At 70.1% G+C, this 14703-nt stretch carries 14 protein-coding genes; 3 read left to right on the forward strand and 11 right to left on the reverse strand.

Going from position 1 to position 14703, the window contains the following annotated elements; genetic code table 11:
* Positions 1–24: 24 nt before the first annotated feature.
* Positions 25–1032 (forward strand): 2-hydroxyacid dehydrogenase, encoded by a 1008-nt coding sequence (locus OG801_RS07395; RefSeq protein WP_406034867.1) that lies wholly within the window; start codon positions 25–27, stop codon positions 1030–1032.
* On the opposite strand, the gene OG801_RS07400 is transcribed toward OG801_RS07395, so the two are convergent.
* From OG801_RS07400 to OG801_RS07425, 6 genes are read right to left on the reverse strand one after another with little or no spacing between them, the layout of a single operon-like run.
* Positions 1029–1754 (reverse strand): sulfite exporter TauE/SafE family protein, encoded by a 726-nt coding sequence (locus OG801_RS07400; RefSeq protein ID WP_406034869.1) that lies wholly within the window; start codon positions 1752–1754, stop codon positions 1029–1031. The two genes, OG801_RS07395 and OG801_RS07400, sit on opposite strands and share 4 nt — an antisense overlap.
* Positions 1754–2767 (reverse strand): ABC transporter ATP-binding protein, encoded by a 1014-nt coding sequence (locus OG801_RS07405; RefSeq protein WP_406034871.1) that lies wholly within the window; start codon positions 2765–2767, stop codon positions 1754–1756. The genes OG801_RS07400 and OG801_RS07405 overlap by 1 nt, the downstream gene beginning before the upstream one ends.
* Positions 2764–3723, reverse strand: coding sequence for an ABC transporter ATP-binding protein (locus OG801_RS07410; RefSeq protein ID WP_406036259.1), 960 nt, complete (start codon positions 3721–3723; stop codon positions 2764–2766). The genes OG801_RS07405 and OG801_RS07410 overlap by 4 nt, the downstream gene beginning before the upstream one ends.
* Before the next feature lie 44 nt (positions 3724–3767).
* Positions 3768–4751 (reverse strand): ABC transporter permease, encoded by a 984-nt coding sequence (locus OG801_RS07415; RefSeq protein WP_406034873.1) that lies wholly within the window; start codon positions 4749–4751, stop codon positions 3768–3770.
* A 13-nt stretch (positions 4752–4764) separates the two neighbouring features.
* The gene (locus OG801_RS07420; protein WP_406034875.1) at positions 4765–5694 is read right to left on the reverse strand and encodes an ABC transporter permease; all 930 of its coding nucleotides are present in this window, start codon (positions 5692–5694) and stop codon (positions 4765–4767) included.
* A 31-nt stretch (positions 5695–5725) separates the two neighbouring features.
* Positions 5726–7279: an ABC transporter substrate-binding protein gene (locus OG801_RS07425; protein ID WP_406034877.1), complete on the reverse strand. Its 1554-nt coding sequence runs from the start codon at positions 7277–7279 to the stop codon at positions 5726–5728.
* Between the two features lie 212 nt (positions 7280–7491).
* Between OG801_RS07425 and kdgD the strand changes: the two genes are divergently transcribed.
* Positions 7492–8406 (forward strand): 5-dehydro-4-deoxyglucarate dehydratase, encoded by a 915-nt coding sequence (gene kdgD / locus OG801_RS07430; RefSeq protein ID WP_406034879.1) that lies wholly within the window; start codon positions 7492–7494, stop codon positions 8404–8406.
* 26 nt (positions 8407–8432) lie between these two features.
* Complete coding sequence (locus OG801_RS07435; RefSeq protein WP_406034881.1) at positions 8433–9386, forward strand: 2-hydroxyacid dehydrogenase; 954 nt, start codon at positions 8433–8435, stop codon at positions 9384–9386.
* A gap of 3 nt (positions 9387–9389) precedes the next feature.
* Here OG801_RS07435 and OG801_RS07440 read toward each other — a convergent pair whose 3' ends face one another.
* The 5 genes from OG801_RS07440 to OG801_RS07460 are packed head-to-tail and all read right to left on the reverse strand — an operon-like array spanning position 9390 to position 14670.
* Positions 9390–10226: an ABC transporter ATP-binding protein gene (locus OG801_RS07440; RefSeq protein ID WP_406034883.1), complete on the reverse strand. Its 837-nt coding sequence runs from the start codon at positions 10224–10226 to the stop codon at positions 9390–9392.
* Complete coding sequence (locus OG801_RS07445) at positions 10219–11226, reverse strand: ABC transporter ATP-binding protein (RefSeq protein WP_355018919.1); 1008 nt, start codon at positions 11224–11226, stop codon at positions 10219–10221. The genes OG801_RS07440 and OG801_RS07445 overlap by 8 nt, the downstream gene beginning before the upstream one ends.
* Positions 11223–12098: an ABC transporter permease gene (locus OG801_RS07450; protein ID WP_406034885.1), complete on the reverse strand. Its 876-nt coding sequence runs from the start codon at positions 12096–12098 to the stop codon at positions 11223–11225. Before OG801_RS07450 ends, OG801_RS07445 begins: the two co-directional genes overlap by 4 nt.
* Positions 12095–13051 (reverse strand): ABC transporter permease, encoded by a 957-nt coding sequence (locus tag OG801_RS07455; protein ID WP_406034887.1) that lies wholly within the window; start codon positions 13049–13051, stop codon positions 12095–12097. The genes OG801_RS07450 and OG801_RS07455 overlap by 4 nt, the downstream gene beginning before the upstream one ends.
* Positions 13048–14670 (reverse strand): ABC transporter substrate-binding protein, encoded by a 1623-nt coding sequence (locus OG801_RS07460; protein ID WP_406034888.1) that lies wholly within the window; start codon positions 14668–14670, stop codon positions 13048–13050. Before OG801_RS07460 ends, OG801_RS07455 begins: the two co-directional genes overlap by 4 nt.
* Positions 14671–14703 lie beyond the last annotated feature (33 nt).

Genomic DNA, 14703 nt, shown 5'->3' on the forward strand with positions numbered 1-14703 from the left:
TAGACGCATGACACAATCGCGGACGTGCCCTCCACCTCTCCCACCACGCCGCTGAACGTGCTGGTGACCGAGCCGATCATGGCCCGGTTCACCGACGTACTGACCCGGACGGGCGCCTCACCGCACCAGTGGACGTTCGCCTGGGGAGACGACCCCCGGCTCGCCGAGGCCGCCGCGGCCGCCGACGTCCTGGTCTGCTCCTCGACGACGCCGGAGCTGCTGGCCACGATGCCCCGGCTCCGGCTGGTGCACGTGACCGGTGCCGGCGTGGACCGGATCCCGCTCGCGGCGTTGCCCGCTGACGTACGTCTGGCCAACACCTTCCACCACGGACGCTCCATCGCGGAGCACGTGATGATGGTGTCGATGATGCTGCTGCGCGGCGTCCTGCGGTCCGAGGCCGACATGCGCCGCGGCGTGTGGAGCAACGCGATCGTCTCCGGCGACTACCCCTTCGGCGGCGTACTGGCCGGCCACACCCTGGGGATCGTCGGCTTCGGCGAGATCGGCTCCAGCGTGGCCCGGCTCGGCTCCGCGATGGGGATGAGGGTCCGAGCCGTACGCCGCAACCCCGACGCCCCGCTGCCCGAGGGCGTCGAGCTGGACTGGGTCGGGCCCGACTCGGCCCTGCACGACCTGCTGGCCGCCTCCGACGTGGTCGTCGTGACCGTGCCGCTGAGCGATGCGACCCGCGGGCTCATAGATTCCGCCGCCCTCGCCGCGATGCGGCCGAGCGCCGTGCTGGTCAACGTCGCCCGCGGCGCTGTCGTCGACGAGCAGGCGCTCCACGACGCGCTCACCGCCGGCACGATCGCCGGCGCCGGCATCGACGTGTGGTGGCGCAACCCCCGCGACCCCGACTCTCCGCCGCCCTCGCACCTCGACTTCACCGAGCTGTCCAACGTCGTGCTGACGCCGCACCAGTCGGGGCACACCGCGGAGGTGTTCGCCGGCCGCGCACAGGACATCACCGACAACGTCGACGCGCTCGCCGACGGCCGGCCGCTGCGCAACCCGGTGACCAGGAGCTAGCCGAAGAGCTGGTCGGCCACCAGCACGACGGCGCCGAAGATCGACACCGCGATCGCCGTACGCCGCAGCCGCACCGGCGACATCACCCGGTTGAGCAGCAGCGACAGCCCCCATCCGACGAACGGTGCGGGCACGAGCGCCGCGGTGACCAGCAGGGTGCGCTGGTCGACGGACCCGGTGGCGGCCAGCGCGAGGAACGACAGCACCGAGCCGACGAGGAAGAACGAGCTCATCGAGCTGCGCAGCACCGCACCGTGCTTCTGCTGCCAGACCAGCGCCATCGGCGGGCCGCCGATCGAGGTGGCGGTGCCGAGCAGCCCCGAGGCCGCGCCCGCGGTGACGAGGTTGCGGCGTACCGGCCGCGGCTGCCAGCCCAGCGAGTTGAGGGCGACGCCGACCAGCACGACGCCGGCCAGCAGCAGGGCGAGACCCCGCTCGGGCAGCGCCGCGACGAGCAGCGCGCCCGCGATCGTCCCGGGCACCCGGCCGAACAGCGCCCACCCGGTGCCACCGAGGTCGATGTGCTGCCGTTCGGTGACGACGACCATGACCGTGACCACGAAGGCCAGCATCACCAGCGTCCCGGGCAGCAGCCCCGGATCGACCAGGGCGACGACCGGGGCGGCGAGCATGCCCATGCCGAAGCCGATGGAGGCCTGGAGCGCCGAGGCCAGGACAACGGCGACGGCCACGATCGCGAAGGACCCGAGCGAGAGCCCCATCAGCCCGCCTGGGCCGCGGCCAGCTCCTGCTCGTTCGCCCCCAGTGGATGGAAGCACTCCGCCGTGTGACCGCCGTCGACCGGGTCGATGGCGAGCGGCGGGAGGGCGGTGGCGCACTCGTCGGTCGCCTTCCAGCAGCGGGTCCGGAACCGGCAGCCGGACGGCGGGTTGAGCGGCGAGGGAATCTCGCCGGACAGGATGATCTGCTCGCGCCGGCGCTCGTGGTCGAGCGAGGGCGCGGCCGAGAGGAGCGCCCCGGTGTAGGGGTGCTGGGGCCGCTCGAACGTCGACTCGGTCTCGCCCTGCTCGACGATCCGGCCCAGGTACATCACCACGACCCGGTCGGCGACGTGCCGCACCACCGACAGGTCGTGCGAGATGAACAGGTACGCCACCCCGAGCTCCTGCTGCAGGTCGTTGAGCAGGTTCAGCACCTGTGCCTGCACCGACAGGTCGAGCGCGGAGACCGGCTCGTCGCAGACGATCACGTCGGGGTTGAGCGCGAGCGCGCGGGCGATCCCGAGACGCTGCCGCTGGCCGCCGGAGAACTCCTGCGGATACTTCCCGGCGTCACCAGGCCGCAGCCCGACGAGATCCAGTAGCTCGCGCACCCGGGCCGCCCGCTCACGCGAGGTCTTGTGCAGACCGGTGTGCGTACGCCACGGCTCGCTCACGATGTCGCCCGCCGACATCCTGGCGTTGAGCGAGGCGAACGGGTCCTGGAACACCATCTGCACCCGGCGCCGGAACGCCAGCAGGTCGGCGCCCCTGGTCGTCGTCGGGTCGACCCCGTCGAAGCGTACGGAGCCACCGTCGGGGGTCTCCAGCATGAGCAGCGTGCGGGCCAGCGTGGACTTGCCGCAGCCGGACTCCCCCACCAGGCCGAGCGTCTCGCCCCGGTGCAGGTCGAGGGTGACGCCGTCGAGAGCTCGCAGCTCCTTGCGCTTTCCGGCGTGGCGTACCGGGAAGATCTTGGTGAGGTCGCGGACCTCGAGAAGCGGTGCATCGCTCATCGGTTCACCTCGTCAGGGAAGTGGCAGGCGGACAGGTGGCCAGGGGCGACCTCGCGGGCCGCGGGCCGCTCCTCGCGGCAGCGGTCGCGCGCGAGCGGGCAGCGATCCTGGTAGACGCAGCCGGCCGGGATCGCGGCCAGCTCGGGCGGCGAACCGCCGATCGACTTGAGCTCAGCACCGCGCTCGGCGTGCACGGGCACCGACTCCAGCAGGCCGGCGGTGTAGGGGTGCTTCGGGGCGCCGAAGACCTCCTCGACCAGGCCCTGCTCGACCACGTTGCCGGCGTACATCACCACGACCCGGTCGGCCTGCTCGAAGACCAGGGCGAGGTCGTGGGTGATCAGCACGACCGCCATGTCGCGCTCCTCGCGCAGGTCCTTGAGCAGGCTCATGATCTGGGCCTGGACCGTGACGTCGAGCGCGGTGGTCGGCTCGTCGGCGAGCAGCACGGCCGGCGACAGCGCGACGCCGATCGCGATCAGCAGCCGCTGGCGCATGCCGCCGGAGAACTGGTGCGGGTAGGAGTCGATCCGGGTCTCCGGCTCGGGGATGCCGACCCGGCGCATCAGCTCGATGGCCTCCTTGCGAGCGGCCTTCTTGGACAGGCCACGGTGGATCCGGAACGGCTCGGCCAGCTGCGTACCCACGGTGTAGACGGGGTTGAGCGCGGTGAGGGCGTCCTGGAAGACGATCGCGAGCTCCTTGCCGGCGATGTCGCGCCGGCGCCTCGCCGAGGCCGTCCGCAGGTCGGTCGTGCCACCGTCACCGGTGATGCGGACGGCACCCTCGGTCACGTCGGCGACCGGCTCCAGCAGGCCGACGACGGCGGTGGCGGTCATCGACTTGCCGCAGCCCGATTCCCCGAGCAGCGCGAGGGTCTCGCCCCGGCGCGCCTGGAAGGTCACCTTGTCGACGGCTCGGACGACACCGTGGGGCGTACGGATGTCGACGCTCATGCCGTCGACGTCGAGGGCGATGGCCTTCTCGGTCAGAGTGCTGGTCACTGGGCGTCCTCCGTAGCGGTCTGAGTGACGGACTGGGTGACGGTCGGGGTGGCGCGGCGACGCTGTCGCCGCGGGACGGTGAGCCGCCACCGCTGAGCGGGATCGGTGGCCAGCCGCACCCAGGCGGCGAGCACGGCGGCGGACACCGTCGCGATCACGATGGCCAGGCCCGGGAAGAAGGAGAGCCACCATGCGGTCTGCAGATAGTTCTGCCCCTGGGCGACCATCAGACCCCAGCTGACGTCGGGTGCCTGGATGCCGATGCCGAGGAAGCTCAGCGACGACTCGGCGAGCATGACGTAGCAGAAGTCGAGCGTGGCGACCGTCAGCAGCGTCGGCAGCACGATCGGGAAGACGTGACGGCGGATGATGCTGAAGCTCCCCGCCCCGAACGTACGGGCCGCGTCGACGAAGACCCGGCTCTGCAGCTCGGCCGACTCCGCCCGCGCGGTGCGCAGGTAGATCGGGATGCGGGTGATCGCCAGCACGATGACGATGTTGCGCGGGCTGGGCGAGTAGACGTAGAGCACGACGACCGCCATCAGCAGCGACGGGAAGCTCAGGATCACATCGGCGATCCGCATCACGAGGGTCTCGCGCCAGCCGCGGTGGTAACCGGCCCACATGCCGATCACCGAGCCCACGACCAGCGAGATCAGCACAGCCGGGATGGCGACGCCGAGGGTCGTCCGGGTCGCGACGACGATCCGGGCCAGGATGCTGCGACCGAGCGAGTCCGTGCCGAGTACGTACAGCCAGCCGTCGAGCTCGAGCGGTGCCTTGTTGCCTCGGGTCAGGTCCTGGGCGTTGGCCTCGCTGCCGAGCAGGACCGGCCCGAAGACCGCCACGAGCAGGATGAAGCAGAGGATCACGGCGGCAACGGTCGCGACCTTGTCGCGCAGCAGCATCCGCCAGTAGCTCACCCTGCCGGAGCGGCTCGGGGCTTCAACAGAGTCGGTGGTGGTGGTGGTGGAGCTCATCGGTTCTCCTCTCTCACACCATCGCCTTGTCGCGCACACGGGCGTCGAGCAGGGCGTAGCAGATGTCGATGGCGATGTTGAGCAGGAAGATCGTCACCGCGGTGAGCAGCACGGCCGCCTGCAGGATGGCGAAGTCGCGGCCGGTGATCGAGTCGATCATCAGCTTGCCGATGCCGGGCCACCCGAAGATCGACTCCACGACCACGGCACCGTTGACCAGCCCGACCGCCAGGTCGCCGGCCACGGTCAGTGCCGGGGCGGCGGCGTTGCGCAGGGCGTGGTGCGCGACGACCCGGCGGCTGTCGGCACCCTTGCTGCGCGCCAGCCGGACGTACGGCGCGGACAACGCCGCCACCATCGCTCCCCGCACCACCTGGGTGAGCACGCCGACGGGACGCAGCAGCAGGGTCGCGATCGGCAGGACCCACGACAGCAGGCCCGCGTCGACACCCGAGGTCGGCAGCACTCCGAGCATCACCGCGAAGACCCAGACCCCCATGATGGCGAGCCAGAAGTCGGGGACGCTCGCGGCCGTCATCGACAGGAACGACGCGAACCGGTCGGCCAGCGAGTTCGGACGGTACGCCGCCCACGAGCCGATCACGACGGCGAGGACGACCGCGATGAGCATCGTGGTGATCGCCAGCTGGAGCGTCGCGGGGAAGGCCCGCAACGCCATGGCGGCCGCGGACTCACCCGTACTCAGCGACGTACCGAAGTCGAGGCGGAGGATGCCCTGGAGGTAGTCGATCAGCTGCTGCCAGACCGGCAGGTCGAGGCCGTTGACTTCGCGGAAGGTCTCCTTCTGGGTCTCGGTGGCGTTCTCCGGCAGGTACAGGCTGGCCGGGTCGCCGGTGAGGCGGGCCAGGAAGAACACTCCGAGCAGCACCACGACGAGCGGCAGCAGCGAGGTGAGGGCTCGCTTGCGGAGGAACGTCACCATCGATGACCTCCTGGGTGAGTCGCGGCCGGGGTCACTTGGCCGGCTTCATCTCGGTCACGCGCATCTCGTCGCCGGTCGCCGAGTTGGGCTCGTACTCGACGTTGTCGGACTCGCCGATGATGCCGGTCATGTGCGCGATGTAGGCGAACTGCGAGACCTTCTCCGGCTCGTCGGCGAAGACGCCGGCGAACGCGGCCTGGCGGTCATCGCCCTCGGCCTTGTCAGCGGCCCCGATCTGAGCGTCGAACTCCGGGGTGCCGAACGTCGACTGGGCGCCGTCGCTGAGCATGTACTGGTCGACGGAGAACTGGGCGTCACCGGCCTGGTTGCCGTGCTGGACGAGGATGATGTACGGCCCGGTGTTCTTCGGGAACGGGCGGGACTGGTACTCGACCGACGCGGCGGTGTCCATCATCTCGATCGAGACGTTGAGGCCGATGTCCTCGAGCGCCTTCTGGACGACCTCGACGGTCTCGCCGACCTTGGGGAAGAGGCCGTTGCGGGAGATCAGCCGGATCTTGGTGTCGGTCGGCACCCCGTCGGCCTTCGCCTCGGCGATCAGCGACTTGGCCTTCTCGGGGTCGTGCGGCCACGCCTTCAGATCCGGGTTGTGGCCAACGACGCCCTCGGGCACCAGCTGGGAGGCCACGTCGGCGTAGCCCTCGAAGAGGCTGTCGACGATGGACTCGCGGTCGATCGCGTAGTTGATCGCCTGGCGCACCCGGATGTCGTCGAGCGGAGCGTACGTCCCGGTCGACCGCAGCGCGGTCGTCTCGTTGTTCGGGTAGCGGACCGCGGCGTCGCCGGAGAGGTCCTCGGGTGCGAGCCCGGTGGCGATGTCGGCCTCGTTGTTGGTGATCATGGCGGCGCGTACGCTGCCCTCCTCACGCCACTGGTACTCCGCCTTCTTGAAGGCGGGAGCATCACCCCAGTAGGTGTCGTTGACCGCGAGGGTCAGCTTGGTGCCGTTCTGCCAGTCCTCGATCTTGTAGGGGCCGGTGCCGATCGGCTCGCGCACCTTGGCGGTGTCGCTGGTCGACGCGGGCACGACCTCGATGAAGGAGAGGCGCAGCGGAAGGATCGGGTCCGCCTCGGCGGTGGTCACCTCGAGCTGGGTGGCGTCGACGGCCTTCACCTGCAGGTCGTCGTCACCGAAGACGTACCCCTCGACGTTGCAGCCGAAGGTGCCGTTGACCGCGCGGTCGATGGAGTGCGCGGCGGCCTCGGCGTCGAAGGCGGAGCCGTCGGAGAACTTCACGCCCTCGCGGAGGGTGAAGGTCCACTTGGTCGGCTCGGTCTGCTCCCACTCGGTGGCGAGCAGCGGCTGGAGCTCGCCGGAGGCGGGGTCGCGCTCGACCAGCGGCTCGGTGATGTTGGAGCGCACGACGACGCCCGTCGAGGTCAGGTTGGCATCGCACGGTTCGAGGGTCGGCGGCTCCTGCGGGAGCACGATCCGGACCGTGTCAGCGGCGGCGCCGGCACTGTCGGAGTTGGCGACGCCACACGCCGAGAGGGTGAGCGAGGCAGCCATGAGCGAGGCGCTTGCGAGACCGAAGCGGGACCGCAGCGAGGGACGAAAGTTCATGCGACTGTTCCTCCAGTCGATCGGCGACATCTACATATGTGGACGTCGTTGTCATTCGTGGATGAACCGTACGAGCGAGTTTTGTGTGACGTCAAGCACGTCGGGCAATGCCCATGGAGCATCGAGCGATGCCGTCACGATGTTGGACGCGTATCGCTTCCGCTACCTAGCCTCGGGATCTCCGACGTCATCGAACCCCTTGAGGAGACCCCATGGGCCGCTACTCCCCCACCGAGCTCCGTGACGCCCTCGGCACCGGCCTGCTGTCGTTCCCGGTGACGCACGCGACCGCCGACTACGCTTTCGACGAGGACGGCTACCGCGCGCACCTGCAGCACCTCGACGGTTTCGACGTCGCGGGCCTCTTCGCCGCCGGCGGCACCGGCGAGTTCTTCTCGCTCACTCACGACGAGGTGTCCCGGGTCCTGCGGGCCACCGTCGAGGAGGTCGGGGACGGCACCCCGGTGATGGGCGCGGCCGGCTACGGCACCTCCCAGGCCGTCGCGATGGCGCAGCGCGCCGAGGCGGACGGCGCCGACGGCATCCTGCTGCTGCCGCCCTACCTCACCGAGCTGCCGGGTCGCGGCCTGTACGAGCACGTCGCCCGCGTCTGCTCGGCGACCTCGCTCGGCGTGATCGTCTACCACCGCGCCAACGCCCGCTACGACGCCGACACCATCGTCCGTCTCACCGAGGAGTTCCCGAACCTCATCGGCTTCAAGGACGGCGTCTGCGACATCGACCTGCTCGCCACGCTCAACGCGCGCCTCGGCGACCGCCTGCTCTACGTCGGAGGCCTGCCGACCGCCGAGACGTACGCCCTGCCGTATCTGGAGCTCGGCGTCAGCACGTACTCATCGGCGATCTTCAACTTCGCGCCGCAGTGGGCGGTCGAGTTCTACACCGCCGTCCGCAACCGCGACCGCGACGAGGTGCTCGCCCGGCTCCGCGACTTCGTCGTCCCCTACATCGCGATCCGCGACCGCGGAGCCGGCTACGGCGTCTCGATCGTCAAGGCCGGTCTCACCGCCGCCGGCCGTCCGGCCGGTCCCGTACGTCCGCCGCTGACCGACCTCACCGAGGACGAGCTGGCGGAGCTGACCACCCTCGTCAAGACCGTCATCTGACGGCCACCCGACCGACAGGAGAAACCGTGACCCGCCGCATCCTCCAGGTAGGACCGCTCAAGCCGTCGCTGGCCGCCACCCTCACCGACCACTACGACGCCCTGGTGCTGCCCGACGACGACAGCCGCGCCGCGTTCCTCGCCGAGCACGGGCCCTCGATCGGTGCCGTGGTGACCACCGGGCGTACCGGCGTACCGGCCGAGCTGATGGCGCAGCTGCCCGCGCTCGGCGCCGTCGTCAACTTCGGGGTCGGCTACGACACCACCGACGTCGAGGCGGCAGCCGCACGTGGCGTGCTGGTCTCCAACACCCCCGACGTACTGACCGACTGCGTGGCCGACACCGCCATCGGTCTCACCATCGACACCCTGCGTGGGCTCAGCGCCGCCGACCGGTTCGTACGCCGCGGCGAGTGGCCGGAAGCCGGCAACTTTCCGTTGACCCGCAAGGTCTCGGGCAAGCGGGTCGGCATCCTGGGTCTGGGCCGGATCGGCCAGGCCATCGCGACCCGCTTCGAGGCCTTCGGCTGCCCGATCTCCTACCACTCCCGCCGCGAGGTCCCCGGCTCCCCGTACGCCTACGCCGCCTCCCCCGCGCAGCTCGCCGCCGACGTCGACATCCTGGTCCTCGCCACCTCCGGCGGCAGCGGTACGCAGCACCTCGTCGACCGCAAGGTGCTCGAGGCGCTCGGGCCCGAGGGCTACCTCATCAACATCGCGCGTGGCTCCGTGGTCGACCAGGACGCGCTGGTCGAGCTGCTCCTCGAGGGTGGCATCGCCGGCGCCGGCCTCGACGTCTACACCGAGGAGCCCGCGGTCCCCGCGGGGCTGATGGACCTCGACAACGTGGTGCTGCTCCCGCACCTGGCCAGCGGCACCGTCGAGACGCGTGCCGCCATGGAGCAGCTGACCCTCGACAACCTCGACCGCTGGCTCGCCGACGGCACCGTCCTCACTCCGGTGCCGGAGATGTCGAACTGACGGTCATGGTGTCGCGGGGCTGAAGGCGCGACGTACCTCCGTCAGGTCCCACCCGGGCGTCGGGACGCTCGCCCGCAGCCGGCGGGTGTAGTCGTGCTGCGGCGCATCCAGCACATCGGTCGTCGTCCCACGTTCGACGACGGCGCCGTGCTGCATCACCACCACGGTCTCGGTGAGCTGACGCACGACGGCCAGGTCGTGGCTGATCAGCACATAGGTGATCGACAGCCGCTCCCGCAGATCGCTGAGCAGATTGAGCACCTGCGCCTGGATGGACACGTCGAGCGCGGCGACCGACTCGTCGAGGATCAGGACGTCCGGCTCTGCCGCGAGCGCCCGCGCGATCGCCACTCGTTGGCGCTGACCGCCGGAGAGCGCTCGCGGCAGGGCACGACCTTGGCGTTCGTCGAGACCCACCATCTCTATCAGCTCGCCCACGCGCGCAGTCCGCGCCGACGAGGTCCGCTCGCGCTGGTGGAGGCGCAGCACCTCCTCGATCGCGCGGTCGACCGGTTGCCGTGGGTCCAGGCTGGAGTAGGGGTCCTGGAAGACGATCTGCACCTCGGCGCCGCGCCGGCGCCGCTCGGCGCCACCGCGCGCCGGCGCCGTACGGTCTCGACCGCAGGCGCGGATCGTGCCGGCCGACGGCCGCTCCTGGCCGGTGATCATGTTCGCGACCGTGGTCTTCCCGGACCCGGACTCGCCGACGATCCCGAGCGATCCTCCCCGACGTACCGTGAAGGAGACGTCCTCGACGGCGACCACCTCTCCGAACACCTTGCGCAGGCCGGTGACTGCCAGGGCCGGTTCCGCCTCAGTGGTCTCGTACGCCTCAGACATGGGTGCTTCCTCCCAGGACTCCACGAAGCTCCTCTGCGCGTGCGCACCGCACGGCACCGCCGTCGAGGTCGACCAAGGCCGGGGCGGAGGAGACGCAGACGTCGTACTTGTGCGGACAGCGACCGGCGAAGGCGCACGCGTCGGCCGGCGCCTGGAGCGCCGACAGCGGACGCCCCGGGACCGCCGTGAGCCGGGGCATCGCGCGGTCCAGCAGCGGGCGCGCCGCGCCGAGGGCGGCGGTGTAGGGGTGGAGCGGGTCGTCGTGAAGCCTTCCCGACTGACGCACCTCGACGATCTCGCCGGCATACATGACCCCGGTGCGGTCGCAGACCGCCGCGGCCAGGTCCAGGTCGTGGGTGATGAACAGCAGCGACAGACCGAGGTCCTGGCGCAGCTCATCCAGCAAGCCCATGATCTCGGCCTGCGTCGTCACGTCCAGCGCCGTGGTCGGCTCGTCGGCGAGCAGCAGTCGGGGTTCGGTGAGCAGCGCGCCGGCGATCATCACCCGCTGAAGCAGCCCGCCGGACAGTTCGTGCGGATACTGCTCCAAACGTCTCTCCCCGTCCGAGATCCCTAGCTTCGCGAGCATCGCGACCGCTCGGCGAGCCGCCTCGCGCCGCTTGACCCCGCGATTCGTACGCAGCACCTCGGTCATGAAGTCGCCGACCTGGCGCACCGGGTTGATGTGCACCCGCGGGTCTTGGAAGACGACGGAGACCTCGGCGCGGTAGGCGCGTAGGGCGGCGCCGGAGAGGGCCTCCACATCCTGGCCGGCGAACCGGATCGAACCACGCCGGCGTGCCCCCGCGGGCAACAGCCGATCGATCGCCCGCACGGTCATCGACTTGCCCGAGCCCGACTCGCCCACGAGGCCGACCGCCTCCCCGGCAGCCACCGTGAACGACACGTCGCGCAACACCGAGCGGTGCACGCCTCCCACGAGCAGGTCCAGGCCCAGCCCGTCGACCTCCAACAGCGGGCCATGATGGGTCGCGCTCATCGGCCACCCTCCTTCCCAGCCCGCTCGAGGAGCCGCTCGCCGAGCAGATTCATGGCCACGACGACCACGACGATGCAGACGCCCGCAGCGAGAGCGGGCATCGGGTAGCCGAGCAGGATGCCCGACTGGTTCTCCGAGATCATCACGCCCCAGTCCGGGTTCGGCGGCTGGACGCCGATGCCGAGGTACGAGATGACCGCCAGGTCGAGGACTGCATAGCCGAACAGGATCGACGCCTGCGCAACCATGAACGGGAACACGTTGGGCAGCAGGTGCCGTACGCAGATCGCGGTCGCGCCCAGACCTTGCACCTCGAGGGCGGCGATGTAGGGCTGGCTGCGCTCCTTGAGCATCGCGCTGCGCAACAGCCTCGCGACGAACGGCGTGTACGCCACCGCCATCGCGAGCACCGCCGCCCACAGGCCTGCACCGAAGACTGCCGCCGTGAGCGCCGCCAGTAGCACTCCGGGGAACGCGAACAGGACATCCAGGCCCGCCGACACCGTCGTGTCGACCGCTCCCCCGCGCCACGCGGAGGCAAGACCGAGCACCGATCCCACCAGCATGCAGAGGACCACGATGAGCAGCGGCCCGAGCAGCGAGGACCGCGCGCCGGCCAGGACCCGGGACAGCACGTCCCGGCCCTGGACGTCGAGACCGAGCAGGTGCCCCTCCCCCGGACCGATCCACGCCTGCGCCAGGTCGGCCTGGTTCGGGTCGTTTGGCGTGAGCACCGGCCCGATGATGCCGATCAGGGCGGCGAGCCCGACCACGACGACGCAGACCCACACGGTCGCGCCGAGACGGGCACGGCGACGGGTCGCCGTCGTGCCGGCGGCGGGCGCGGTGGTGGCGGTGGCGACGGCGCTCATGAGGCCCTCGCTCCGCGCTTGACGCGGGGGTCGAGCACCGCGTACATCGCGTCGACCACGACGTTGACGAGCACGAACGCCACCACGAGCACGAGCGAGATGCCCTGCACGACGGCGATGTCCTTACCCTGGGCCGACTTCACGAGGTACTGCCCCAGGCCGTTGAGGCCGAAGGATGTCTCGACCACGGACGAGATCGCGATGAGGCTCGCGATCGTCACGCCGGTCACCGTGGTGATCGGGATCGCGGCGTTGCGCAGCACGTGGCGGGTGACGACGAGGTGCTGCGGGATTCCGCGGCTGATCGCCGTCTGGACGTGCTCACGCTCCACCTCCTCGCGGATCGCGGTGCGGGTCACTCGTGCCACGACCGCCACTGATGACAGCGCGAGCGCGACCGCCGGCAGGGTGAGGTGCTCGACGTGGCCGAGGAAGCCCTCGCCGACCCCGATCGTCGGGAACCAGCCGAGAGACACCGCGAAGACCGCGATCAGCACGATGGCCGCGACGAAGGCCGGCACGGCGGCGGCCATCGAGGAGATGACCAGCACCGAGGAGTCGATCCACCCCGGCCGAAGCCCGGCGAGCAGGCCGAGACCGATGCCGAGGACCACGATGATGACGGCGGCGTAGAGCACCAGGCTGAGCGTGATCCAAGCGCGGTCCGCGATGAGCGAGGAGACGTCCTGGTGCAGCGGGATCGACACGCCCAGGTCGCCCCGGAGAGCCCCGGAGAGCCAGTGCCAATACTGCGCGAGAAACGGCTCGTCGAGATGGTATCGCCGCTCGAGCACCGCCTGCGCCTCCGCGGAGAGCGACTTGCCCCCGGAGAGCGCGGCGAGCGGGTTGCCCGGTGCGACGTACGTCGCTGCGAAGATCGCGAAGCTGGCCACCAGGAGTGTTACCCCCAGCATCGCGAGTCGGCGCATCAGGTATCCGATCCGCATGGTCATCGGACTCCCAGATGGTTGGCCCAGGGCGCCGACATGTAGGCGAACGACGACACTGCTCCGGTCAGCTCGCTGTTGGTCACGAGCACCGAGTTCGGCTGGGCGGTCGGGATCCATGGCAGCAGCTCCATGGTGCGCTGCTGCGCCTCGATGACGAGCTTCGCCCGGGCCTCCACGTCCTCGGTGCCGCGCGCCTCCTCCATCAGCGAGGTGATCTCCGGGTCGTCGAAGCCCGAGTAGTTCTGCGCACCGTCCGGCAGGACGACCGTCGCGGAGAGCGCGGCGGGGTCGGCATAGTCGCCGTAGGTCACCGTCGGGAACGCATCCACCCCCTCGCGCGCCTTCGGGTCGATGAAGAAGTTGATGAATGCATCGGCCGAGACCGACTTGAACTCCACCTCGAGGCCGATCTTCTCGCCCGCCGTCTTGAAGGCTCCGGCCTCGTAGGCGATGTCCGGGATCGCCGAGGACATGCCGATCGTGACGGTTTTTCCCGCCGCCCCGGCCTCCTCGATCAGCTTCTTCGCTTGGTCGATGTCCTGCTCGAGCACCGGGCTGTCCTTGTACGCCGCCTGGTAGGTCTCGCTCGCCGAGGCGAAGGTGCCCGGGTTGACGAGCCAGCGCGCGTCCTCGGCCGCACCGTGGAACACGTTCTCGACGATGCCCTTGCGGTCGAGCGCAAGGGACAGCGCCTGGCGCACCTTGACGTCGCCGAGCGTGCCGTCCAGGTCGCTGATCACCAGCGCGGCGGTCGCGTAGCCGGGACCCTGTGTGACGGTAACGGCCTTGTTGCCCTCCAGCACCGGCAGCGTCGAGATCGCCGGCGGGTACGTCCCACCGATCTCGCCCGCGATCAGCGAGGACGTCAGTGCCGCTTCGTCGACGACACCCTTGAGGGTGATCTTCGCGACCCGCGGATCGGCCTCACCCCAGTAGTCGTCGTTGGGCACCGCGACCACCCCGCTCGCCGGCGACCAGGAGTCGAGCTTGTAGGCGCCCGTGCACATCGCGCCACCTGTCGTGGTGCCGTAGGCGGCACCCTTGGCCTCGACGTACTTCTTCTGCACGATGATGCCGGGGAGCGAGGCGAGCTCGCCGTCGAGCCAGTAGTCGGGCTGGGTCAGCGTGATGGTGACCTCGCGGTCGCCGGTCGCCTCGATCGTGTCGACCCGGACGAGGGAGTCGGCGTAGAACCCGCCGAGCTCCGGGTCGCGATGACGCTCGAGGCTGTAGACGACGTCCTCGGCGGTGACCGGGCTGTTGTCCCAGAACTTCGCGTCCGGGTTGATGTCGAAGACCAGCGTCTTGTCGTCCGTGCGCGAGAACGAGGCGAGCCCGTCGGTGATCGCGCCGTCCGGCTCGGTGCGGAGCAGCGACTCACACATCAGGGTGAGCGCGGTGTTGTCCGGGTAGTCGAAGGCGTAGAGGGGATCGATCGTCTGGACGTCGCGGTAGACCGCCCAGGTGATCGGGTCGGCCTCAGCGGTCGCGGCGGTCGTCGTCGGTTGGAGGTGGCTCGCGGTCGTCGAGGACGTCGAGTTGTCGGCCGATCGCCCACAACCGACGATCGCAGTGCAGGTGAGGAGCAGCGCGGTGATGCGCGTGAGGTTGCGTCGGTTCACAAGGATCTCCTTGGGACGGTGCTGTCAGCGGGG

Origin of the sequence: Nocardioides sp. NBC_00163, assembly GCF_045206295.1 — a bacterium.
Lineage (GTDB): Bacteria > Actinomycetota > Actinomycetes > Propionibacteriales > Nocardioidaceae > Nocardioides.